The organism is Stappia albiluteola (assembly GCF_014050225.1).
GTDB lineage: Bacteria > Pseudomonadota > Alphaproteobacteria > Rhizobiales > Stappiaceae > Hongsoonwoonella > Hongsoonwoonella albiluteola.
In genome coordinates this window covers 101,023-124,223 of record NZ_JACFXV010000067.1, presented here as the reverse complement: position 1 = coordinate 124,223, position 23,201 = coordinate 101,023, and the positions used below count along the sequence as shown (strand labels likewise).

General features: G+C 64.6%; 24 protein-coding genes. 8 read left to right on the top strand and 16 right to left on the bottom strand.

The window, feature by feature from the left end; translation table 11 throughout:
* Positions 1 to 1,083 (bottom strand): WD40/YVTN/BNR-like repeat-containing protein, encoded by a 1,083-nt coding sequence (locus tag H2509_RS20035; RefSeq protein ID WP_182168244.1) that lies wholly within the window; start codon positions 1,081 to 1,083, stop codon positions 1 to 3.
* 156 nt (positions 1,084 to 1,239) lie between these two features.
* On the opposite strand from H2509_RS20035, the gene H2509_RS20030 reads away from it, so the two are divergent.
* Positions 1,240 to 1,659, top strand: coding sequence for a VOC family protein (locus H2509_RS20030; protein WP_182168243.1), 420 nt, complete (start codon positions 1,240 to 1,242; stop codon positions 1,657 to 1,659).
* A 58-nt stretch (positions 1,660 to 1,717) separates the two neighbouring features.
* Entirely contained in the window at positions 1,718 to 2,299 is a 582-nt protein-coding gene (locus tag H2509_RS20025; protein ID WP_235975129.1) for an HPF/RaiA family ribosome-associated protein, read from the top strand.
* A 5-nt stretch (positions 2,300 to 2,304) separates the two neighbouring features.
* Here H2509_RS20025 and H2509_RS20020 read toward each other — a convergent pair whose 3' ends face one another.
* Positions 2,305 to 2,505: a dodecin family protein gene (locus tag H2509_RS20020; RefSeq protein ID WP_182168242.1), complete on the bottom strand. Its 201-nt coding sequence runs from the start codon at positions 2,503 to 2,505 to the stop codon at positions 2,305 to 2,307.
* A 132-nt stretch (positions 2,506 to 2,637) separates the two neighbouring features.
* Here H2509_RS20020 and H2509_RS20015 point away from each other — a divergent pair, with 132 nt between their 5' ends.
* Positions 2,638 to 3,297, top strand: a complete 660-nt coding sequence (locus H2509_RS20015; RefSeq protein ID WP_182168241.1) for a phosphoribosyltransferase — start codon at positions 2,638 to 2,640, stop codon at positions 3,295 to 3,297.
* Here the strand turns inward: H2509_RS20015 and H2509_RS20010 are convergent.
* The 7 genes from H2509_RS20010 to H2509_RS19980 form a co-directional block, all read right to left on the bottom strand.
* Positions 3,269 to 4,363 carry an alpha/beta hydrolase family protein gene (locus H2509_RS20010; protein ID WP_182168240.1) on the bottom strand — a complete coding sequence of 365 codons (1,095 nt, stop codon included), beginning with the start codon at positions 4,361 to 4,363 and terminating at the stop codon, positions 3,269 to 3,271. The two genes, H2509_RS20015 and H2509_RS20010, sit on opposite strands and share 29 nt — an antisense overlap.
* Positions 4,364 to 4,440: 77 nt before the next feature.
* Positions 4,441 to 4,860 (bottom strand): CBS domain-containing protein, encoded by a 420-nt coding sequence (locus H2509_RS20005; protein ID WP_182168239.1) that lies wholly within the window; start codon positions 4,858 to 4,860, stop codon positions 4,441 to 4,443.
* 234 nt (positions 4,861 to 5,094) lie between these two features.
* Positions 5,095 to 6,141 carry an L-idonate 5-dehydrogenase gene (locus H2509_RS20000; protein ID WP_182168238.1) on the bottom strand — a complete coding sequence of 349 codons (1,047 nt, stop codon included), beginning with the start codon at positions 6,139 to 6,141 and terminating at the stop codon, positions 5,095 to 5,097.
* A 9-nt stretch (positions 6,142 to 6,150) separates the two neighbouring features.
* On the bottom strand, positions 6,151 to 7,428 hold the full coding sequence (locus H2509_RS19995; protein ID WP_182168237.1) for a TRAP transporter large permease: 1,278 nt from the start codon (positions 7,426 to 7,428) through the stop codon (positions 6,151 to 6,153).
* The gene (locus H2509_RS19990) at positions 7,425 to 7,934 is read right to left on the bottom strand and encodes a TRAP transporter small permease (protein ID WP_182168236.1); all 510 of its coding nucleotides are present in this window, start codon (positions 7,932 to 7,934) and stop codon (positions 7,425 to 7,427) included. The genes H2509_RS19995 and H2509_RS19990 overlap by 4 nt, the downstream gene beginning before the upstream one ends.
* A gap of 69 nt (positions 7,935 to 8,003) precedes the next feature.
* A complete protein-coding gene (locus tag H2509_RS19985; RefSeq protein ID WP_182168235.1) occupies positions 8,004 to 8,981 on the bottom strand; it encodes a TRAP transporter substrate-binding protein in 978 nt (325 codons plus the stop codon).
* Between the two features lie 25 nt (positions 8,982 to 9,006).
* Complete coding sequence (locus H2509_RS19980) at positions 9,007 to 9,717, bottom strand: GntR family transcriptional regulator (protein ID WP_328805138.1); 711 nt, start codon at positions 9,715 to 9,717, stop codon at positions 9,007 to 9,009.
* Between the two features lie 187 nt (positions 9,718 to 9,904).
* Between H2509_RS19980 and uxuA the strand changes: the two genes are divergently transcribed.
* Both uxuA and H2509_RS19970 read left to right on the top strand, forming a co-directional pair.
* Positions 9,905 to 11,122 (top strand): mannonate dehydratase, encoded by a 1,218-nt coding sequence (gene uxuA / locus H2509_RS19975; RefSeq protein WP_182168233.1) that lies wholly within the window; start codon positions 9,905 to 9,907, stop codon positions 11,120 to 11,122.
* Positions 11,119 to 12,603 (top strand): mannitol dehydrogenase family protein, encoded by a 1,485-nt coding sequence (locus H2509_RS19970; protein ID WP_182168232.1) that lies wholly within the window; start codon positions 11,119 to 11,121, stop codon positions 12,601 to 12,603. Before uxuA ends, H2509_RS19970 begins: the two co-directional genes overlap by 4 nt.
* Positions 12,604 to 12,605: 2 nt before the next feature.
* Here H2509_RS19970 and lhpI read toward each other — a convergent pair whose 3' ends face one another.
* The 7 genes from lhpI to paaN all read right to left on the bottom strand — a co-directional run bounded on the left by lhpI (position 12,606) and on the right by paaN (position 20,308).
* Complete coding sequence (gene lhpI, locus H2509_RS19965; RefSeq protein WP_182168231.1) at positions 12,606 to 13,568, bottom strand: bifunctional Delta(1)-pyrroline-2-carboxylate/Delta(1)-piperideine-2-carboxylate reductase; 963 nt, start codon at positions 13,566 to 13,568, stop codon at positions 12,606 to 12,608.
* An 89-nt stretch (positions 13,569 to 13,657) separates the two neighbouring features.
* Entirely contained in the window at positions 13,658 to 14,362 is a 705-nt protein-coding gene (locus H2509_RS19960) for an ABC transporter ATP-binding protein (protein WP_182168304.1), read from the bottom strand.
* A 4-nt stretch (positions 14,363 to 14,366) separates the two neighbouring features.
* Positions 14,367 to 15,155 (bottom strand): ABC transporter ATP-binding protein, encoded by a 789-nt coding sequence (locus H2509_RS19955; protein ID WP_182168230.1) that lies wholly within the window; start codon positions 15,153 to 15,155, stop codon positions 14,367 to 14,369.
* Positions 15,152 to 16,096, bottom strand: coding sequence for a branched-chain amino acid ABC transporter permease (locus tag H2509_RS19950; protein ID WP_182168303.1), 945 nt, complete (start codon positions 16,094 to 16,096; stop codon positions 15,152 to 15,154). The genes H2509_RS19955 and H2509_RS19950 overlap by 4 nt, the downstream gene beginning before the upstream one ends.
* Before the next feature lie 2 nt (positions 16,097 to 16,098).
* A complete protein-coding gene (locus H2509_RS19945) occupies positions 16,099 to 16,971 on the bottom strand; it encodes a branched-chain amino acid ABC transporter permease (protein ID WP_182168229.1) in 873 nt (290 codons plus the stop codon).
* Positions 16,972 to 17,378: 407 nt separating this feature from the next.
* A complete protein-coding gene (locus tag H2509_RS19940; RefSeq protein WP_182168228.1) occupies positions 17,379 to 18,536 on the bottom strand; it encodes an ABC transporter substrate-binding protein in 1,158 nt (385 codons plus the stop codon).
* A 113-nt stretch (positions 18,537 to 18,649) separates the two neighbouring features.
* A complete protein-coding gene (paaN, locus tag H2509_RS19935) occupies positions 18,650 to 20,308 on the bottom strand; it encodes a phenylacetic acid degradation protein PaaN (protein WP_182168227.1) in 1,659 nt (552 codons plus the stop codon).
* Positions 20,309 to 20,552: 244 nt separating this feature from the next.
* On the opposite strand from paaN, the gene paaG reads away from it, so the two are divergent.
* Genes paaG through paaK form a run of 3 tightly spaced genes read left to right on the top strand, consistent with a single transcriptional unit; the run spans position 20,553 to position 23,153 of the window.
* Positions 20,553 to 21,365 carry a 2-(1,2-epoxy-1,2-dihydrophenyl)acetyl-CoA isomerase PaaG gene (gene paaG / locus H2509_RS19930; RefSeq protein ID WP_182168226.1) on the top strand — a complete coding sequence of 271 codons (813 nt, stop codon included), beginning with the start codon at positions 20,553 to 20,555 and terminating at the stop codon, positions 21,363 to 21,365.
* Entirely contained in the window at positions 21,362 to 21,793 is a 432-nt protein-coding gene (paaI, locus tag H2509_RS19925) for a hydroxyphenylacetyl-CoA thioesterase PaaI (RefSeq protein ID WP_182168225.1), read from the top strand. The genes paaG and paaI overlap by 4 nt, the downstream gene beginning before the upstream one ends.
* Positions 21,794 to 21,842: 49 nt before the next feature.
* Positions 21,843 to 23,153, top strand: coding sequence for a phenylacetate--CoA ligase PaaK (gene paaK, locus H2509_RS19920; RefSeq protein WP_182168224.1), 1,311 nt, complete (start codon positions 21,843 to 21,845; stop codon positions 23,151 to 23,153).
* The last annotated feature ends 48 nt before the right edge of the window (positions 23,154 to 23,201 follow it).

Genomic DNA, 23,201 nt, shown 5'->3' with positions numbered 1-23,201 from the left:
TCACGTGTCCAGCACCACGGTTTCCAGCGAAAAGATGATGGGCAGATGCTGGGCGATCATCGTCCAGTTCTCCCCTTCGTCGCGACTGGCGAACAGGCTCCCCGAATTTGAGCCGAAATAGACGCCGACCGGATCCAGGCTATCCGTCGTCAAGGCCTGGCGCAGGATGCAGAGGAAGGCGTTTTCCTGCGGCAGGCCGTTGCGAAGATCGGCCCAGCTCCGTCCGCCGTCGCGGCTGCGCCAGACCGCCGCCCGGCCCTCCGGCATATAGCGCCCGGCGCTGTCGCCATTAAGCGGCACCAGATAAAGGGTATCGGGATCACGCGGGTGGGCGGCGGCCGGAAATCCGAAGCTCGACGGCAATCCGTCCTCGATGCTCTGCCACTCGATGCCGCCGTCATCGCTGCGGTACATGCCGCAATGGTTCTGCTGATAGAGGCGGACCTTGTCGCCCGCAGCCCGCACCAGCGAATGTACACACTGTCCGTATTCGGGATAGCGCTGGTCTTCCGGGTTGTAGTCGGCCCGCGTGCCGCGATTGCGCGGAGCCCATGTCCCGCCGCCGTCTGCGGAGTGGAACACGCCGGCAACCGAAATGCCCACCCAGATCTCGTCGCCGTCTCGCGGATCGGCGACCAGCGAATGCAGGATCATACCGCCGCCGCCGCTTTGCCATTCAGGCCGCGAGGGGTGTGCCCGCAGGCCCTCGACATGGGTGAAGCTCTCTCCGCCGTCGCGGCTTTCGAACAGGCCCGCCGGTTCGACGCCCGCAAGCAGCTGGCCGTTCGATTTCGCCAGGCTCCATACGGACGTGAGCTTCGGCTCGTCCTCGTCATAGGCAAGCCCCTCGCCGGAGAGCCGCCAGTTGTGGCCGAGATCGTCGGAGCGCCACACCCCGGCTCCGGTCCAGCCGTTGCCACCGCCGGCATAGAGCGTGCCGCTCGCGGGGTCCGCGATCACATGATGGATCACCCAGTGGTCGCAATAGGGGCCGCGCAATTTCCAGTCGGCGCGGTTCCTGTCGCTTTCCAGCACGAACGCGCCCTTGTTGGTGCCGATGAGAACGAGAACCCTTTCAGTCATGGCGCCTCTCCATTTAAGGATGACGCTGCGAACTCTGCCACTTCAGCGCGGGCCTTGCACCAACATCTTTGCGACAGGCCGCGCCCTTCCCTGTTTCTCTCCCCTTGGCAATCGCTTAAACAGGGGCAACCGAAATCCTGCTTCAGGAGAGCCCCGATGCGCCCCTTCCATTTCGCCTTCCCCGTGACCGATCTCGAGGCGACGCGCCATTTCTACGGTACCGTGCTCGGCTGCCGCATCGGTCGCGAACTGGCCGGAAAGTGGATCGATTTTGATCTCTTCGGCAACCAGTTGTCCGCCCATCTGGGCAAGCCCGCCACCGAGGGCGGCGCCACCGGTACCGTCGACGGCGTCCCGGTGCCGATCCCGCATTTCGGCGTCATCCTCGCGCCCGACGAATTCGCCGAGCTTGTCGACCGGCTGGAACAGGCACCCGATACCCGCTGGCATATCCGACCGCAGACCCGCTTTGCCGGCGGGCCCGGCGAGCAGCAGACGCTTTTCGTCTTCGACCCGTCGGGCAATGCGCTGGAATTCAAGGCCTTCGCCGACGACAAGGCGATCTTTGCGGCCTGAACCGCCCCTCCGGCGACGTTCTGGACTGCATTGAAGGCTGCCATAGGTTACAATTGGCATGTTCCCGCCAACGGATCTGGAGGTCGCCATGCAGGTCGCTCCGCAAATCACCTTTCGCGGTCTCGACTCCACCCCGAGGATCGAGGAGGCGCTGCGCAAGCGGCTGGAAAGGCTGGAGCGTTTCCACGGGCGCATCACATCCTGCCACGTGGTGGTGGAGGCGCCGCATCAGCGCAGCCACAAGGGGCAGATCTACCACGTCCATATCGACATCAAGGTGCCGGGCGGCGACATCTTCGTCGGCCGCGAGCCGGAGGAAAACCGCGCGCACGAAGACGTGCTGATCGCCATTCGCGACAGCTTCAACGCCGCCGAGCGGCGCCTTGAGGATACGTCGCGCAGGAAGAACGGCCACCTCGTCAAGCCGGTGCCGGTCAAGCTGCAGGGCAAGGTCGTCCGCCTCGTCGCCGACGAGGGCTTCGGCTTCATCGGCGCCGCGGACGGGCGCGAGTTCTTCTTTCGCCGCGAGAGCCTCGTCTCCGACGACCTCTGGTCGGGTATCGGCGTGGGAACGCAGGTGCGCTTCACGGAGCATACGGGAGAAAAAGGCCCCTATGCTTCGGCGGTCGCACCCGCCTGAACGCTCTACTCCAGAACGAACGAGATCTTGGCGTTGACGCGATAGCGCTGGATCTTGTTCTGGTCGACCGTCGCCTCGAAATTCTTGATGTAAATCGATTTGACGTTTCGCACCGAGCGCGAGGCGTCCGCAACCGCCTGCCTTGCCGCCTGCTCCCAGCTCTCGTCGGATTCGGCCAGGACTTCGATCACCTTCAACATAGCCATTGCTTCCTCCCTTCCCCAGCCGACGCCAAGGCTCGCGCAGCAAGACTTTCGGGTCATTGACCATCGTCAACGACAACCGGTGCCATGCGGGTTAGGGCATTCGCGCCGACAGCGACACGGGAGGCAGGCACAATGCCCTTTCTTGATCGCGCCGAGGCAGGCCGTCGCCTGGGCCAGGCTCTGCAGGAATACGCGCGCGAGGACGTGGTCGTGCTCGCGTTGCCGCGCGGCGGCGTGCCGGTCGCGGCCGAAGTCGCAAGGAAGCTCAAGGCGCGGCTGGACCTTTTGATCGTGCGCAAGATCGGCGTTCCCTGGCAACCCGAGCTTGCCATGGGCGCGATCGTCGACGCCGAGGAACCGATCGTCGTCCGCAATGACGACATCCTACGCCATGAATTCATCCGTGAGGAGCAGTTCGCCGCCACCTGCAAGAGCGAGCTTGCCGAGATAGCCAGGCGGCGCCAGGCCTATTGCGGGGATCGTCCCCCGGTTCCCGTGCGGGGACGCGTGGCGATCCTCGTCGATGACGGTATCGCGACCGGCGCAACCGTCAAGGCGGCGATCCGCGGTCTCCGGCTTCGGCAGCCTCAAAGGATTGTCCTGGCCGTGCCGGTCGCGCCGATGGAAGCAATCGAGGATCTGCGAAGCGAGGTTGACGAGATCGTCTGTCTCGAAACTCCGGCCGCCTTCGAGGCGATAAGCCGTTCCTATCGGGATTTCCCGCAACTGGCCGATGTCGAGGTGACGGATATCCTTGCGCGGTTCAACAGACTGCCTGGACGAAGCGACTGACTTCGGGAAGGACCTTGTGCCGCATCGTCTGCCCGTGAAACAGCGAGAAGTGACTGCAGCCATCTAACGCCAGATAAGCCTTCCTGTTTTCAGGCAGGTTGCGGCAGAGTTGGAGTGCTGCAGCCGTCTGACCCGGCGCGGCGATGTCGTCATCCGCCCCCTCCACCACCATCAGGCCGCCCTGCACAATGCACGCCGGATCGACCGGGTGGCCCTCGACGCTCACGCCACCGCTCAACGCATCGCTTGCCTGATAGACATGGGCGACCGTGTCGAGGAAAAGTTCCCCGGGCAGGTCCATCAGGGAGAAGAACAGCTTCGCAAAGGAGTAGTGCAGCGGGTCGTCGCCGTCATCCTGCACGAACTTGCGGAAAATCTCATCCCCGCTCAGCACATGCCGCCAGGCGTAGGCGGTTGCCAGAACCCGCTGGCTGGAAGCCGGATAGACCAGCCGCCCGGCGCCGGCATTTCCTTCCGGCACGCGCTCCAGCTTGTCGGCGAACCAGCCGAGCGGCTTTGCCCGCATGATACGGACGATCCGAGTGGGATTGGCAAGCGGCGCGATCGGCCCGCCGAGCAGAATGACGGAGGATGGGACTTCCTGCCGGTGACGGATGCCTTGCAGCGCCGCCGCTCCGAGGGCCGCAACCGCGCCCTGGCAGACGCCGAAGAGATGCACCCCCTTGCCGAGGAGGCCGAGCATGTCCGCCGTATGGGCGATATTCTCGCTCAGGCTGAACCGCCCGTGCGACAGCGGCACATGACGGGCGTCGAACCATTCGGTGATTGACACCCGCGGGAACAGGCCAAGCAGCCCGACGACGAGGTCGCGCATCAGCATGGGAAAGGCACCGGCAAGCGGCACCACGACCAGGGCCTCGCCGGGACAGTCCGCCTCGTGCTCCAGCCTTCTGAATTGCGTGAGGACAGCGAATGGAAACTCGGCCAGTTCATGCGTCGACACGATATGTGGCGCGCCCCGGACATTGACCTGGCCGACGCCGAAGGATCGGCGCGCTGCGGCCGGCACCGCTCCCGGCATGTTACCGGCCGAATGCGCACCCATTATCCCTCTCCAAGAAGGCGTGCCCGGCCACGACATGGCACCGCCATGCCGCGACCGACCCATTGTGTCATTTCCCGTCAGGCGTGATGGGCGGACACCGCCTTCACCACGTCGGCCGTCAGGCGTTGCGAGGCCGCGTGGCAGACGTCGCCCAGGCTCACCATGCCGACGAGCCTGTCATTGTCATCCAGGACCGGCAGGCGGCGGATGTGATTGCGTTCCATCATCCGTGCCGCCGTGTCCAGATCTTCCAGCTCGCGGCAGCAGTTCACCTTGCTGCTCATGATATCTCGCGCCGTCAGCCGGGAAACATCCTTGCCATTGGCCACCGCGCGAAGCGCGATGTCGCGGTCGGTCACGATGCCGATGACCCGGCCGTTTTCCGCCACGGGAATTGAACCGACATCCATGTCGGACATTATCTTGGCGATCTTCGTGATCGCGGCGTCCGGGCCGACGCTGGAAGCGCCCCGGTGCATGACTTCAGAGATTTTCATGTGCGGCCTCCCGTAAGAAGCCCCCCATGCGCGAACGAACCTTCGTGCACTCCGCTCCGCCGCGCCATGATCTGGGTCATGGAATGCGGTTTATTCCGGCCCCACCACCCACTCGCAAGGTCAGCGCCGCGCCGAAGGCCGAACCGAGATCGGAACCTCGGCCGCGAGGGGCGCGGTCCGTGTAGTGGACGGGACAGGCCTGACCGCCCATTCGTCAGCACGAACTGCCGCACCTCACTCTTCCGCAAAGGAAATCTGCACCTTGACCGCCTGCGTGCGGTCGCCAGCCTTGCGGAAGGCGTCGAGAGCCCGTTCAAGCGGATAGGTGCCGGTGATGATCGGCTTCACGTCGATGGCCCCGCTGTCGATCAGGCGGACGGCTTCGGCGTATTCCTCGTGGAAGCGGTGGGTGCCGCGCAGCACCAGTTCCTTGCCCACCAGCATGTTGAGCGGGATTGCCATGTCACCGGTTACGCCAACCTGCACGATCGTGCCGCGAGGCCGCGTCGTCGCCAGAGCGGTGCGCATGGCCGGTGCGGCAGCCGAACACTCGAAAGTCACGTCGAATTTGCCTTTGTCGGCGGCATAGGGCTCCAGCTTTTCGGCATGCATCATGACATTGACTGTCTCGGTTGCACCCATCGCCCAGGCGACATCCAGCGTCGCGTCGTGCAGGTCGGTGACGACGACCTGCTCCGCCCCGCGATGCCGGGCGACGGCGACGCAAAGGGAACCAATCGGGCCGGCGCCGGTGACCAGCACGCGCTTGCCCGCAAGCTCTCCTGCCTGATTGGCGGCGTGCAGGCAGACGGCCAGCGGTTCGGCGCAGGCGGCCTCGGCGATACTGGTGCCCGGTCCCACCTTCTCGCACTGAAAGGCGTCGGCGACGATCAGGTCGCGGAAGCCTCCCTGTTCGTGGGGAAAGCGCATGGCCGAACCGTAGAAGCGCATCGACAGGCAGTGATTGAACAACCCCTCCCGGCAGTAGGCGCATTGCCCGCAGGGGCGGCTGGGGTTCAGCGCCACCCGGTCGCCGACGGCGAGATCCGACACGCCTTCGCCGAGCACCTCGATCGTGCCGGCCACCTCGTGGCCCAGGATGATCGGTTCACGCACCCGGATCGGGCCGAAGCCGCCATCGTGGAAATAATGCAGGTCCGATCCGCAGATCCCGCCCGCACCGACGCGGACCAGCACCTGGCCCTTGCCGGGCTCGGCCACCGTGTCGGTTTCGATGCGGATGTCGTTTTGGCCATAGAGGCGGCAGACGCGTGTCTTCATGGCAAATGCCTAATCGAGCAGAAGCGAAGGGAGCCCCGTTGCCAGCACCGGGATATAGGATACCAGAAACAGGACGATGATGTTCGTCAGCAGGAAGGGGGCGATGGCCCGCACCACCGGCGACAGCGGCAGCTTGGCGATATTGGCGCAGATGAAGAGGCAGACGCCGACCGGCGGCGTGGTGAGCCCGATCATCAGGTTGAGCACCGCAAAAGTGGCGAAATGCAGCGGCTCGATGCCGACGCTCTGCGCCAGCGTCAGCAGCGGCACGAACAGGATGATCAGCGCGGCGATCGTCTCCATGAACATGCCGACGAAGAGCAGCAGCAGGTTGATGAGCAGGATCACCAGGATCTTGTTTTCCGTGATCGATAATACGGCATTGGCGATCGTCTGCGGAATGCGCTCGGAAACGAGGATCCAGCCGAAGACATTGGCAAAACCCACCAGCGCAAGGATCGCGGCCGAAGATACGGCGCTGTCGATCAGGATACGCGGCACCTGCCTCAGCGGCAGTTCGCGGTAGATGAAACAGCCGACGACGAAGGCGTAGACGCTCGCCACGATCGCCGTTTCGGTCGGCGTCGCCAGGCCGCTCAGCAGCCCGCCGATGATCAGCGCCGTCATGGCGATCGCCCAGAAGGCGCCGAAGAAGGAGCCAGCCAGCTCGCGGAAGCCCTGCCAGGCCTGGCGCGGATAGTCGCGCTTCGTCGAGATGATGTAGCAGGTCACCATCATCGCCACGCCCATCAGCACGCCCGGCACCGCGCCGGCCAGAAACATCTTGCCCACGGAAATGCCCGACAGCGCTCCGACGATGATCATCGGCACGCTCGGCGGGATGATCGGCCCGACTGTCGAGGAGGCCGCCGTGACGGCTGCCGAGAAATCGCCGGGATAACCGGCCTTCTTCATGCCGGGGATCATCACGCCGCCGATGGAGGCTGCATCCGCTACCGCCGTTCCGGAAATGCCGCCGAACAGCATGGAGCCGGCGATATTGGTAAGGCCGAGGCCACCGCGCATCCAGCCCACCATCGCATTGGCGAAGCGGATGATGCGCTCGGTGATGCCGCCGCTGTTCATCAGGTTGCCGGCGAGGATGAAGCCCGGAATGCACAGCAGCACGAAGACGTCGATGCCCGCATACATCTTCTGCGGCATCACCACGAGCGGAATGCCCTTGAACAGGAGGTAGCAGAGCGAGGACAGGCCCAGCGTTACGGCGACGGGAACACCGATGACGAGGCCGAGGATGAAAACCCCGATCAGGATTGCAAGGCTCATGATGCTTGGTTCTGCGAATTGGCGGGAAGACCGTCGGAGCGGCCGGCAAGCACGGCGAGCACGCGCGCCAGGGAGAAAACGAACAGCGAAAGTATGCAGACGAAGATGCTCGCGTGGATGAAATCCATCCGCCAGGCAAGCGCCGGCGAGGTCTGCAGCCGGCCGATCGAGGTATAGGTCCACGCGGGCAGCAGCAGCATCAGGCAAAGCAGCGACGTCAGAAGTGCCGAGACGAAGCGCAGGACCTTCGGCCAGCGGCCGGGCAGCGCCTCGCAAACGAGGTCCACATTGACGAGATCGCCGCTGCGGAACGAAAGGCCCGCTCCGAACGCGGCCAGATAGAGCAGCGCGAAGCGGGTCAGTTCCTCGGTCCAAACCGGAGAATTGCCCACCACCGAGCGGCCGAGCACCTGCACCAGCACCGCCCCGATCATCACCATGAAGGCGATGCCGGTCGCGACCCGCGCCACGCGCTCCAGCCTGCCGATCGTCTTCTGCCAGTCCATCCGCAAACCCTGCTTCCCGCAATGCGAGGCAGGGGCGCGAAGCCTGTCCGCGCCCTGCCCGATTGCCCGTTACTGATTGAAGAGCTGCTCGACGGTCGGGCGGATCTCCTCGCTGACATTGGCAAGCACCGCGTCCTTGGCCTTGGCGGCGAAGGCGACATTGTCGACGTCGACGAAGGTCATGCCCTTGTCCTTCAGTTCCTGGACCAGCTTGCCCTCGTCTTCCAGGAAGAGCTCGCGCTCATAGGCCTGCGCCCGCTTGGCAGCCTCCAGAACAGCGGCCTTGTCGGCGTCGGAGAGCTTCGACCAGGTCAGCTCGGAGATCACCAGGTAAATCCACGAACGAACGTGCTCGGTCTTGTTGACGTATTTCTGCACCTCGTTGAAATTCGCCGACTTGATCAGCGCCAGCGGATTTTCCTGGGCATCGATCGTGCCGTTCTGCAGCGAGGTGAAGACTTCGGAGAAGGCCATCGGGGTCGGCTGGGCACCGAGCGCCTTCCACACGCCGACGAACAGCGGAACGTTCGGCACGCGCAGCTTCAGCCCGTCGAGGGCATCGGGCGACTCGATCGGCCGGTTGGAGGTGAGATTGCGCGGACCCCGGGCGAAATAGGCGATCGGGCGCACCTGCGCCTTCTCGACGATCTGCGCCTCGATTTCCTGGCCGATATCGCCGCTGGCGACGGAGTCCATGTGCTCCAGCGACTTGTAGGCGTAGGGAACCGCCAGGAGAGCGGCTTTCGGCGCCCAGTTCTGCAGGCTTTCGCCGGAAATCGTCATGTCAGCGGTGCCAAGCTGCATGCCGTTGATCAGGTCGATTTCCTTGCCCAGCGATTCGTTAGGATAGATTTCGACCTCGATGCGGCCGTCGCTCAGCGTCGTCACTTCCTCGCCGAACTTCATCGCCGCCTTGTGCCAGATATTGTCCTCATTGGCGAGGTGGCCGAGCTTCAGCGTCACGTCGGCGGCAAGCGCCGATCCTGCCAGAAGCATGCCGGCGAGGCCGGCCGCCAGCGTTTTCCCGAACACGCGTAGTGCAGTCATTCTTTCCTCCCTGTCGTGGGTTTCATCAGCTTTCGCTGTTTGCATCCGCGTCGGCGAAGAAGGCCGGACGCGCTTCGGCAATCGCCGGAAGGGCCGTGATGATTTCCCGAAGGTGCCGCCGCATCGCCGCTTCAGCGGCATCGGGTGCTTCGGCCGCGATGGCATCGACCACCGCCTCGTGCTGCTTGATCAGCGTCGGAACCGGAAACTGGATGAAGCTCAGGAACCGCACCCGGTCCATCTGCGCCTTGACGTCCTCGATCACCTTCCAGGCATAGGGCTTGCCGGCGGCCTCCGAGAGCGTGCGATGGAAGCGCTCGTCGAGGCGCATGAACTGATCCGGGTCGCCGCCGGCGATCGCCTTCTGCAGCTCGATCTGCCCCCGCAGGTCGGCAAGCACCGCCGGGTCGACGGACCGGGCCACGAGGCGAACCACATCCGCCTCGATCGCCTCGCGCACGAAGCGGGCATCGAGCACTGCTGCAGTCGAGATCTTGGTCACCAGCGTACCACGCTGCGGCCGCACCTCAACCAGCCCTTCCTCGCTGAGCTTGATGAAAGCCTCCCTCACGGGCTGGCGGCTCAGGGCGAAGGTGCGGGCGATCTCGGACTCCGAAATCCGGGCGCCGGGCGCCAGGTCGCCGCGAATGATCTTCGCCCGGAGGATCCGGTAGACCTGCGGCCCGACCGGCGCCCCTTGCGCGATGATCAATTCGGCACGGTCCTGATTGTTCACCGGATGTGTTCCTCCCTTTGCGGCATGCATATCACCATACTTCCATACTAGTCAACTTACGCAGGCGGTGATAAGACAGGCCTGATCCCGGGCAGCCCGAGGCGGACGCCCTATATCCAGCCCGTACGGCGCGAGCCATAACTTCGAAAATCGAAAGAAAATCGCGTTTGGCGCACAAGAGGACGAAATGAGACAGACGTGGCGCTGGTTCGGCCCGAAGGACCTTGTCTCTGTCGACGATATGCTCCAGGCAGGCGTCGAGGGCGTCGTTTCCGCCCTTCATCATGTCCCGAGCGGCGAGGTGTGGAGCGTCGCCGAGATCGAGAAACGCAAGGCCGAGATCGCCCGCCGCCGTGACGGCTCGCCATCCGGCCTCGCCTGGGAAGTTGTCGAAAGTCTCCCGGTATCCGAGGACATCAAGAAACAGAAGGGCGACTGGCGCGCCCACATCGAGGCCTACAAGGCAAGCCTGCGCAACATCGCCGCCTGCGGCATCGAGGTCCTTTGCTACAACTTCATGCCGGTCCTCGACTGGACGCGGACGGACCTCGCCTACCGGGTTTCGCATGGCGGCACCTGCATGCGTTTCGACCTCGTCGATTTCGCCGCATTCGACATTCATATCCTCAAGCGCCCCGGCGCCGCGGCCGATTTTGCGGCCGATGTGGCGGAGGCTGCCGGCGACCGCTTCCGCGCCATGAGCGACGAAGCGAAAACCGCGCTCGCCGGCAATGTCGCCTTCGGCCTGCCGGGCGCCGCCGAACACCTGACGCTGGACGACGTACGTGCTCACCTTGCCGAATACGGCGCTATCGACGCCGGTCGGCTGCGGCGACACTTCATCGATTTCCTTGAGGAAGTCGTGCCGGTTGCCGAGGAGGTGGGCATCCGCATGTGCTGCCACCCGGACGACCCTCCCGTCCCGCTCCTCGGCCTGCCGCGCATCATGTCGACGGAAGCCGACTACAAGGCGACCCTGGATGCGGTCGATCTGCCCGCCAACGGCATGACGCTTTGTTCGGGATCGCTCGGCGCTCGCGCCGACAACGACCTGCCTGGCATAATGGAGCGCTTCGGCGACCGCATTCATTTCCTGCACCTGCGCAACGTCAAGCGCGAAAGCAACGGCCTGTTCGGCTCCTTCCACGAGGCGGAGCATCTTGGCGGCGACACCGACATGGTCGCTCTTGTCGCGGCGGCACTGAAGGAAGAGGCACGGCGCAGGAAAGCAGGTCGCAAGGATCACCAGATCCCCATGCGGCCCGACCACGGTCAGGACATCCTCGACGACCTGACCCGCCGGGCGCAGCCGGGCTACCCGTCGATCGGCCGGCTGAAGGGGCTCGCCGAACTGAGGGGCATCATGACCGCCCTTTCGCACGAAAGGCACGGGTTGCCGGCATGAGCGGAAGAGAAAGACTGTCGTCGCTGGACGGGATTCGCGCGCCGGTTCGCCTGCCCGCCTATAGGCCGTCGGATCATGGCGTCGGCATCGTCCATATCGGCTGCGGCGCTTTCCACCGTGCGCATCAGGCCGTCTATACCGACGACGCTCTTGCGCAGCACGGCGGCGATTGGCGCATCCGCGGCATCAGCCTGCGCGGCTTGGACGTTGCCGACGCCCTCAACCCGCAACACGGGCTCTACACCCTGCTGGAACGCGACGGCGAAGGAACCAAGGCCCGTATAATCGGCAGTATCGCGGGCGTCATTGCAGCGGCCCGCGGCAGGGAAGCCGCGCTGGCTGCCCTCGCCGCTCCGGCAATCAGGATCGTCAGCCTGACCGTCACCGAAAAGGCCTATGGCATAGACCGGTCAAGCGGCGCCGTCATGCCGTCGCATCCGGCAATCGCCCATGATCTCGCGAACCCACGTTCTCCCGAAGGTGCGCTCGGCTACATCGTCGAGGCGCTGCGCCTGAGGCGCGAGGCAGGGCTTCCCGCCTTCACCGTGCTTTGCTGCGACAACCTGCCGGAAAACGGTAAACTCATCCGTTCCGGCACGCTCGACTATGCGAGGCGCATCGACCCCGATCTCGCTCGGTGGATCGAGGCGAACGCGTCCTTTCCCTCCACCATGGTCGACCGTATTACCCCGGCGGCGAGTGAGCGCACCTTAGTGGATGCCGAAGCCCTGACCGGCTTCAGCGATCATGCCGCGATCGAGACCGAACCCTTTTCGCAATGGGTGATCGAGGACGACTTCGTCGCCGGACGTCCCACGTGGGAAATCGGCGGCGCCCTTCTGGTCAAGGACGTTGCCCCCTACGAGAACATGAAACTCCGGATGCTGAACGGCACGCATTCGCTGATCGCCTATGCCGGCTTTCTCTCAGGCTACCGCTATGTCCGAGACGCGATGGCATCGCCGGGGCTTACCCGCCTCGTCCGGCGGCATTTCGATGCCGCGGCGGCGACATTGCAGCCGCTTGAAGGCATCAATCTCAGATCCTATGCAGAAGATCTCGGCCGCCGTTTCGAGAACCCGGCAATCGCCCACGAAACCTACCAGATCGCCATGGACGGCACGGAAAAGCTGCCGCAGCGACTGCTCGTTCCCGCCGTTTCCGCCTTGCTCGACGGGCAGAACATCGCCTCTTTCGCCTTCGCCGCCGCAAGCTGGATGCGCTATTGCCTCGGCCGCGACGACCAAGGCGAATCCTATGCCCTGCGGGACCCGCGCGAGGAGGACATCCGAACTGCCTTGAGCGCTGCAAGCGATGACGCAACAGCAATCTCGCGGGCGCTGCATGGGCTGGATAACCTGTTTCCGGATGAGCTCATGGCCTCCACCGACTGGAGGAGGGCTGTCGAGATGCGGCTTGAGCGCATGCTGAGATTTGGAATGCTCAAGACAATCGAAGACGAAGCGGCGAGCCTGAACTGAATTCAGCCGGCGCCCTGTGGCCGGGCCATCGCCGTTTCGTAGGCGAGGATGGCGCCGGCGAGATCCTCAAGCGCTGCGCCGACCGACTTGAAGAGAGTGATCTCGTCCTCCGATACCCTGCCGGGCACGGTTCCGGTGGCGAGGGAAAAGAGATCGCCCCGAATGTCCTCCATCTTGAGCACGCCGGACTGGAGCGGCTGGACGATGTCGCCGCCTTCCCTGGTTGCGCCGGCCAGTGTGTCGACGAAGACGGACGCCCGGCGGATCGCCTCGTCGTCGCTCTCCCGCATGGAGGGCTTGAAGGCACCGACCAGATCGACATGGCAGCCGGGCGAAAGCCGTACCCCCTCGATCAGCGGTATTTCGGACAGGGTAGCCGCGCTGACGATATCGGCCGTCTCCAGCGCCTTGCCCAGGTCGCCGGCGGCCTCCGCCTCGACGCCATGTTCACGGGCCGCGGCTTCCGCCAGCGCCTCCGCCTTCGCCATGTCCCGTCCCCACACCGACACCTTCCGGATCGGGCGGACGGCGCAGTGGGCGCCGATCAGGTTTTCGACCACCCGGCCCGTACCGATCAGCAGCAGGTCGGACGCGTCCTTGCGGGCCAGGTAGTCGGCTGCAAGGGCCGAGGCGGCGGCTGTCCGTCTTGCCGTGAGCTCGCCGCCATCGATCAGCGCCAGCATCTCGCCTGTCCTGCCGCTGGAAAGGCAATAAGTCGCCATCACGGCGGGCAGGCCCCGCGCACCGTTGCCCGGCACGACCGTGGCCAGTTTCACGCCGATATAGCGGCCTGGCACCCAGGCCGGCATCAGCAGCAAGGTCGCGTCCGCCTCGCCCGGCACGGCGACATCGTGATGATGGCGAACCGGCATCTCGCAACCGTCGTCGAACATCGCACGCAGCGCTTCGATGAGCGGCCGCCACTCCAGCATCGCCCGCGTCGTCGCCTGATCCAGTTGCAGCATCGTCTTGCCCTGTCGGTTGCGCGGTCATGACCCGCGACTCGTCGCCGTTGCCGGCAGTCTAGCCGATCTGGGAAGGGGCCCGGCAAGCCTCAGACGCCGAGATAGGCTTCCCTCACTCTCGGGTCTTCGAGCAGCGCCTTGCCGGTACCCGAAAGGGCAATGTCACCGGTCTCGATTACATAGCCACGATCTGCGATCGACAGCGCCGCGAAGGCGTTCTGCTCGACGAGGAAGACTGTGACGCCGCTTTCCTCGCGCAGCCTGACGATGATCTCGAACACCTGATCGACGAGGATAGGTGCCAGGCCCATCGACGGCTCGTCGAGAAGAAGCAGGCTTGGGCGGCTCATCAATGCGCGGCCGATCGCCAGCATCTGCTGCTGTCCGCCCGAAAGTCCGCCGGCCGGATTGAAACGGCGCTCCTTCAGTACCGGAAACAGACCATAGACCTGCTCGAGGTCTTCCCCGACCTTGCGGTCCTTGCGCAGGTAGGCGCCGAGGCGGAGATTGTCCTCGATCGACAGCGGCGCGAAGATCTGCCGTCCCTCGGGCACCTGGGCGATGCCGCGCCTCACTCGCTCGTGCGGCGAGGAACGGGTGATATCCTCGCCTTTCAGCGACACCTTGCCGCCATTGACCGGCTGCACACCGGAGATGGAGCGCAGCAGCGTCGTCTTGCCGGCACCGTTGCCGCCGACGAGTGCGACGATCTCGCCGCGATTGACCGCAAGCGACACGCCGTGCAGCGCCTCGATGCGACCATAGGACGAATGGAGGCCATCGACCTGAAGCAGGGCGTCATCGACACGCAACGGAAGCCTCCTTCGAGCCGTGAGTGCCGAGATAGGCCTCGATGACCTTCGGATTGGCACGGATTTCCGCCGAAGTTCCCTGAGCGAGGGTACGGCCGAACTCCAGCACATGAATGCGGTTCGAGATCCGCATGACCATCTTCATATCGTGTTCGACGAGCACGACGGTGACGCCTTCGTCGGCAATGCTGCGAACGAGCCGTTCGATTTCTTCCGTCTCCACCGGATTGCAGCCGGCCGCCGGTTCGTCGAGCAGCAGCACCGAAGGCTGAGCGGCGAGCGCACGGGCAATCTCCAGCCGCTTCAACGCGCCATAAGGCATGGCGGAGGCCGGCATGTCCGCATAGGCAGCCAAGCCGACGCGATCGAGGAACCGGTCGGCCGCTTCCGCGCTCTCCCTGTTCTGGCGGGCGGTCGCCGGCAGGGCGAAAAGATGGGCGAAAAGGCCGCGCTTTTCCAGGAGGTGTCTGCCGACCATGACGTTTTCGCGCGCCGTCATCCGGAAGAAGACCTGCAGGTTCTGGAAGGTGCGTGACATGCCGCGCCGCGCCAGTTCCTGCGGTTCACGCCCCGTCACGTCCTCGCCCGAAAGCAGCACCTTGCCGAATTTCGGGCGGTAGACGCCGGACATCAGGTTGAACAGCGTGGTCTTTCCCGCGCCGTTCGGCCCGATGATCGAGAAGACCTCGCCCTTTTCGACATGGAAGGTGACGTGATCGACGGCCTTCACGCCGCCGAAGGCGATGCCGATATCCTCCACATGCAGGATGCTCATGCCCGCCTCCCCGCGAATGCCGCTGAAAGGCTCGGCACGATGCCGGCGCGCAGGAGGATCATGAAGGCCATCATCAGGAAGCCGAGCAGCAGGTGTTCGTAGTCGTGGAAAGCGGTGAGCACCTGCGGCAGGACGATGAGCACGGCAGCCCCCACCACCGAGCCGAGAACCGACCCCATCCCCCCAAGCACCACCATGGTGACGAGCTGGATGGAATGCAGGAAGCCGGCCGCATCCGGGGTGATGAAGCCGTTGACCAACGCCAGTGTCGAACCGGCCACCGAGGCATAGACGGCGGAAATGACGAAGACGATCAGCTTGTAGCGGGCGACGTCGACACCGACGACGCGCGCGGCCACCTCGGAATCGTGCAGGGCCCTCAGTGCCCGTCCGGTCGGGCTCGCGACCAGATTGACGGCAATCCAGCTGCCGACAACCATCAGGGCGCCGGTTATCCAGTACCACGCTTCCCCGCCCCTCACCCGCCAGTCGCCGAGCACCAGCCGCGGCACCGGCATGCCGTCCGGCCCTCCGGTCAACCAGGCCTCGTTGCCGATCACCATGAACACGAGGATGCCGAAGCCGAGCGTCGCCACGGCCAGGTAGTGGCCCTTGAGCTTGAGGATCGGCCGCCCGACGAGAAAGGCCAGCAGCGCCGCCGCCAGCGCTCCGACTATCAGCGAGACGAGCGGATGCAGGCCGAACTGCGCCGGCAGGATCGCAACGGAATAGGCGCCAACGCCGAAGAACCCGGCATGGCCGAGGCTGACCTGTCCGGCATAGCCCATCAGCAGGTTCAGCCCGATGACCGCCAGCGCGGAGATCCACACCAGAGCCGCGACCCTGAGATAGAAACTCGACGGCATGACGAAGAACAGCCCGACGACGAGGAGCGACAGGATTGCCGGAACCGCCAGGCGATTGGACATCAGGCGCCGCATCATCACACCCGCTCCACGCTGGCGCGCCCGAGCAGGCCGCCCGGCATCACGAAGAGAACGGCCAGAATGACGATGAAGGCAACTGCATCCTTGTAGGTGGATGACAGGTATCCGGCGCCAAATGCCTCCAGCAACCCGACGAGCAGGCCGCCGAGGATTGCACCGATCGGGTTACCCATGCCGCCCAGCATCGCTGCTGCGAAACCCTTCAGCGCCAGTAGCGTGCCGACGTCGTAACTCGTCAGCGTGATCGGCGTGACCAGAATTCCGGCAATCGCGCCGATGGCGGCCGAGAGGACGAAGGACAAGCCGATCACGAAGGAGGTGTTGACGCCGACAAGCCGCGCTGCGAGCCGATTGGCCGCCGTCGCCAGGATTGCCTTGCCGGTGAGCGTACGGTTGAAGAACGTCCACAGCAGCACGACGATGACCAGCGCGCCGCCGATCACCCAGAAGCTTTGCGGCAGGATCGCCGCACCGCCGAACAGCACCGGGGTGTCGCCGGAAAAGGCCGGCAGCGAATGGAACTGCTTGTCGAAGACGATCGCCGCCAGTCCGCGAAGGAAGATCGACGCGCCGATTGTGATGATGATCAGCGTCACGGGCGATGCGCCGCGCGCCGGCTCGATTGCCAGGCGATGCAGCAGCAGGCCGATGATCATCGCGGCGGCGATGGCGATGAGGATCGCAAGCGGCATCGGCACGCCGGCGGCGGTGGCGAAGACGGTCGTCATGCCGCCGATCATGACGAACTCGCCCTGCGCGAAGTTCACCACATCCGACGCGTTGTAGATGATCGTGAAGCCAAGCGCGACCAGCGCGTAGACGGCACCCACCGTCAGTCCCGATGCGCAGAATTGCAGGAATTCGGCCATGTCAATCCTTGGTCTTTTCCGTCGTTCGCCGAATCAATTGCTCCGGTGCCCTGCATGAGTTTTTCGGTTGCCATTGCGAAATTCGGCTTAGATGCATCCGCATAAGACATTCGCACCGCAATGTTCCCTCTCCCTTGAGGGAAAGGGCCAGAATGAGTGGAACAGCCGAAGAACTTCGAAATGCTTCTTCATCCCCTCACCCGGCGCGTTCCGCGCCGACCTCTCCCTCAGGGAGAGGTGGAGCATGCCGCCGTCCTGGTCCAAACCGCCTGCACGCGCAATCGGGCGCCGAACAGGCTGGCCAATGGCACGGCATAATTCCCTCTCCCCGCAGGGAGAGGGTTAGGGTGAGGGGAACAGCCGGGAATTAGAAGCGCTCTTCCATCCCCTCACCCCGCGCATTCCGACTACTGGACGATCGTCCAGTCGCCGTCCTTGATTTCCAGCATCTTGAAGGCGGAAAGATCGAGGCCGAGATGGTCGGTCGCCGACATGTTGACCTCGCCGCCGGTGCCGATGAAGCCCGTGGTCTTCTCGATCTCGTCGCGGATAGCCGCCGGATCTTCCGAGCCCGCCCGCTTCATCGCCTCGACCAGGATCATCAGGCCGTCATAGGCGTGACCGCCGAAGGTGGAGACGGGCTGGCCGGTGGTCTCCTCGTATTTCGACTTGTAGCCGGTCACGACCGCCTTCTGCGGATCGCTGTTGGGGAGCTTGTCGCCGACCAGTAGCGCGGCTGCCGGCAGACGCACGCCTTCGGCGGCCTCGCCGGCAAGATCGATGAACGACTTCGAGGCAACGCCGTGGCTCTGGTAGAGCGGCACGTCGATGCCGAGCTGGCGATAGTTGCGGGTAACGATCGCCGGCCCCTGGCCGAAGCCCGGATTGACCACGGCTTGGACGCCGTCCGTGCCCTTGATCTTGGTGAGCTGGGGCGTCATGTCGGCGTCCTTCGGACCGTAAGTCTCGTCGGCCACGACCTCGATGCCGTAATTGCCGGCGACGCCGAGGCACTGTTCGCGCATCGACTTGTCGAAGCCGCCGGAGCCCGAGATCATGCCGATCTTCGAAATGCCGCGGCCTTTCATATCCTCGAAGATCTTCTCGCAGGCCATCTTGTCGGTATGCGGCGTCTTGAAGACGAACTCCTTCACCGGGTCGATGATCACCACCGCGCCGGCGAGCGAGATGAAGGGTATCCCGGCTTCCTCGTAGACTGGCACCATCGCCATGGTCGTGCCGGTGGTGGAGCCGCCGACGACCGCGATGACGCCGTCGTCTTCCACGAGGCGGGTCGCGAAGGTGCGCGCATTGTTGGCGTCGCCCGCATCGTCATAGACCACCAGCTCAAGCTGCTTGCCGTTCACACCGCCGGCGGCATTGATGTCGTCGACATACATCTTGAGCGTCCTGGCTTCCGGATCGCCGAGAAAGGCGGCGGGGCCGGTCACCGACAGCGATGCGCCGATCTTGATCGTGTCGGCCGCGCCGGCGCCGCCGGCGAAGGCGCCGAGCGCCAGGGTTGCCGCGGCTACGCCGCCAATCCACTTCCTGCTTTTCTGCATGGCTTCCTCCCAGAAACGTCCTTTTCGGACGATGCAGCGCGGCCGGATCACCTCTTCCCTTGCTCCGGCTGCTTCCTCTCAAAGCGAAGTTCTGTCCCCCTGCCCGTTCCCCCTCAGGCCGCGGTGCGGCGCATGCCGGCCACGCGGAAGCGGTTCGCCACGAAGGCGCTGTCGCAAAGGCTCGCATTGCCGGACGGATTGGCGCCGCTGACGTGATAGTCGGAAAAGGCGGCGCTCTGATTGACGAAGATGCCGCCGGTCAGATTGACCGAGAGCGAGACGCCGGCCTCGGCAAAGGCATCAGCCGCCGCCTCGATGACGGCCTCGTCGGTCGCATACAGCGACGCGGTGATCGCACCCTTCTCCCTTGCGGAACGCGAGGCGCGCGCGATCGCGTCCTCTATGCCGTCCGTGGCGATGATGAAGCTGACCGGGCCGAAGCGTTCTTCCAGATAGGCGCTTTCGTCCTTGCCGTCGACGGCCACGACAAGCGGCGTTGCGCTGCGCGCGCCTTCCATGCCCTCCACCGGACCGCTGTCGCGGACGACCTTACCGAGCTTGCGCGCCGCATCGATGCGCTTGATCGTGGCGTCGTTCTGCACGGCCCCCAGGATCGCGGCTGCGCGCTGCGGATCGCCGAGCAGCTTGTCGATCGCCACGCGGATCGCGTCGGCCACCTCGTCGAAGGACTTGTGCCCCTGGTCGGTCTCGATGCCTGAGCGCGGAACGAAGATGTTCTGCGGCGCGGTGCACATCTGGCCGGTGTAGAGCGACAGCGAGAAGGCGATGTTGCCGGTCATGCCGCGCAGGTCATCGGTCGAATGGACGACGATCGAATTGACCCCGGCCTCCTCCGTATAGACCAGCTTGCCGGCGCCATGCGCACGCACCCAGCCGCCGAAGGCAGGCGATCCGGTGAAATCGATGATCGCCACGTCCGGATGGGTAACGAGGTCCTTGGTGATCGGGTTCTCGGCGCTGTCAGGAGCCAGCAACACGGTATTCGGATCGAAACCGGCTTCCTTCAGCACCTCGCGGGCGATCTTGACGGTAATCGCGAGCGGCAGGATCGCACCCGGATGCGGCTTGGCGATCACCGCGTTGCCGGTCGCAAGGCTGGCGAAGAAGCCCGGATAGGAATTCCAGGTCGGGAAGGTCGCGCAACCGATCACCAGCGCCACTCCGCGCGGCACAATGCGGAAGGTCTTGTCCAGGACAAGCGGATCCTTGGGACCCTGCGGCTTTTGCCAGCGCACATGCGATGGCACCCGGCTCATCTCGTCATAGGCATAGGCAACCGCCTCGAGGCCGCGATCCTGGGCATGCGGCCCGCCCGCCTGGAAGGCCATCATGAAGGCCTGACCGGACGTGTGCATCACCGCATTGGCGATCAGGAAACTCTGCCTGTTCAGCCGCGACAGGATTTCGAGGCAGACGCCCGCTCGCGCCTCGGGGCTCGCCTTCGCCCAGCTCTTCATCGCCGCCTTCGCTGTGGCGACGAGCGTCGCCGGCTTTGCCGCCGGATAGGTCACGCCCAGCACAGGCCCGAACGGGCTCCTTTCGCCGCCAATCCTGCCGGCGTCCGAAGGCTGATCCAGATCGAAGGGCTTGCCGAGCAGCCCGTCAAAGGCCGCCTGCTGATCATCCTTCGCCGTCTCGCCATAGATCTTGCCGGACGGCATCTCCGGATAGGCCGACCAGTATTCGCGACTGCGGATCGTCTCCAGCGCCTTTTCGAGCGTCGCCTTATGCGCCGGGAAGAAATCGGCCATGGAAATTCTCCTCCCATTTGCCAGCAGACAGCCGTTGGCCTGCAAAGGCCGGCATCCCTGCCGACGGGCGTCTTCGCGCCTCTTCGTTTTCCGTTTATCGGCGCGATTGACAGCGCCATTTGTCAGGTCATAATAATTAACCGACCGGACGGTCAGTCAAGAGAAAAAACACATGGCCGGTCAAATTGACGTAACGAACGCTCAACGCGGATCGCCAGCGGTCGAAAGGGAGGAGATCTGGACGATGGAGAGCGAAGTCGTGCTTTCCCAGGTTGCGGACGGCGTGTTGACGATAACGCTGAACCGGCCCGACAAGCTGAATTCCTTCACCGTTGCCATGCATGAACGCCTCGCCGACGCCTTTGAACGGGCCGAACGGGACGATGGTATCAGGGCTGTGCTGATTACGGGAGCCGGACGTGCATTTTCCGCCGGCCAGGACTTGTCGGATCGCGTTACGCCGAAGGATGGCACCCCACCCGATCTCGCCGTTACCATAGAGAGTTACTACAATCCGCTCATACGCCGCATCAAGGCGCTGCCCAAGCCCGTCGTCGCGGCGGTGAACGGCGTTGCGGCCGGCGCCGGCGCAAATATCGCGCTTGCCTGCGATATCGTGCTTGCTGCGGAAAGCGCGAAATTCATCCAGGCCTTCGCCAGGATCGGCCTCCTGCCGGATTCAGGCGGCACCTGGGCCCTGCCCCGCCTCGTCGGCATGGCGCGGGCCAAGGCGCTTGCAATGCTCGCCGAACCCGTTTCGGCCCGGCAGGCCGCAGACTGGGGTATGATCTGGCAAGCTCTGCCCGATGCCGATCTGATGCCGACGGCGCGGAAACTCGCTGCCGCTCTCGCCAGGGCGCCGACCTATGGTCTCGGCCTCATCAAGCAGGCGCTGGAGGCATCCGCGACCGCCGATCTCGACACCCAGCTCGATCTCGAGCGCGACCTGCAGCAGAAAGCCGGCTTTTCGCCCGACTATGCCGAGGGCGTGCGCGCCTTCATGGAAAAGCGCACACCCGCCTTTACCGGCAAGGAGCCAACGGAGAAGACCGGATGACGCCTGACGATCTCGCAAGGGCCTGCGCCGAGGCCATGTGGAAGAACGACCGGGCGAGCCAGGCGCTCGGCATGGAAATCGTCGAGGTCGGGCCGGGCCGCGCGACGCTGGCGATGACCGTCCGCGAGAGCATGGTCAACGGTCATGACATCTGCCATGGCGGGTTGATCTTCACGCTGGCGGACAGCGCCTTCGCCTTCGCCTGCAACGGCGGCAATGAAAATACGGTTGCAAGTCATTGCGCTGTCTCGTTCCTGCGCCCCGCCCGGCTTGGCGAACGCCTGATCGCCAAAGCTGTGGAGCGCTTCCGCAAGGGCCGCTCGGGTATTACGGACGTGACCGTCGCCACAGAGGCGGGCGAGATTGTCGCGGAGTTCCGCGGCAATTCGCGGACGATCGGCGGAACGCTCGTCGAAGTGCCGGAATGACAAATCGGCCGCATAAGGCCGGATCGGAAAAACGCGGAGGAATGCCCAGATGCTCGACCTTTCTCCCCGCCCCGGAGACCTGTCGGCGATCGAAACCGCATCGCGCGATGAAATAGCGGCCCTACAGCTGCAGCGGCTGAAATGGACGCTCTCGCACGCCTATGAAAACGTGCCGCACTACCGCAAGGCCTTCGACGAGAAGGGCGTGCACCCGGGCGACCTGAAGGGACTGGCGGACCTGCGCCACTTCCCCTTCACGTCAAAGCAGACCCTGCGCGAAAACTATCCCTTCGGCATGTTCGCCGTGCCGCACGACAGGATCGCCCGCGTCCATGCGTCTTCCGGCACCACCGGCAAGCCCACCGTGGTCGGCTATACCAAGAAGGACATCCAGGTCTGGGCCGAGGTCGTCGCCCGCTCCATTCGCGCCTCCGGCGGCCGGCCCGGCATGAAGGTGCACGTGGCCTATGGCTACGGCCTCTTCACCGGCGGCCTCGGCGCCCATTACGGCGCGGAGGAACTCGGCTGCACGGTCATCCCGATGTCCGGCGGCATGACGGAGCGCCAGGTGTCGCTGATCCAGGACTTCCAGCCCGACATCATCATGGTGACGCCTTCCTATATGCTGGCGATCCTCGACGAATTCCGCCATCGCGGCATCGATCCGCGCACGACCTCGCTGAAGGTCGGCATTTTCGGTGCCGAGCCGTGGACCAACGCCATGCGCGAAGAGATCGAGCAGGATTTCGACATGCACGCGGTCGACATCTACGGCCTGTCGGAAGTGATCGGCCCGGGCGTCGCCAACGAATGCGTGGAGACCAAGGACGGCCTGCACATCTGGGAAGATCATTTCTATCCGGAGGTGATCGACCCGGTGACCGGCGACGTGCTGCCGGACGGCGAGAAGGGCGAACTGGTCTTCACCTCGCTGAGCAAGGAAGCGATGCCCGTCATCCGCTATCGCACGCGCGACCTGACGCGGCTGTTGCCGGGCACCGCCCGCTCCATGCGGCGGATGGAAAAGGTGACCGGCCGCTCCGACGACATGATGATCGTGCGCGGCGTGAACGTCTTCCCGACCCAGATCGAGGAGCAGATCCTGCGCTCGCCGGGCCTGTCGCCGCATTACTACGTGGAGCTCACCCGCGAGGGCCGCATGGACGACATGGCCGTGCATGTGGAAGCGGCGCCCTCCTCGGCGGATGCGGCCGGCCGCGAGGCGAGCGCGGCAGAACTCAGGAAGCACATCAAGGACACTATCGGCATTTCGGTGAAGGTCGTCGTGGCCGCCCCGCAATCCATCGAGCGGTCGATGGGCAAGGCGAAGCGCGTGGTCGACCGGCGGCCGAAAGACTGATATCCGGGCGGCGCTTCGGCTGATTCAGGATCGAATGGAAGCAGCGGA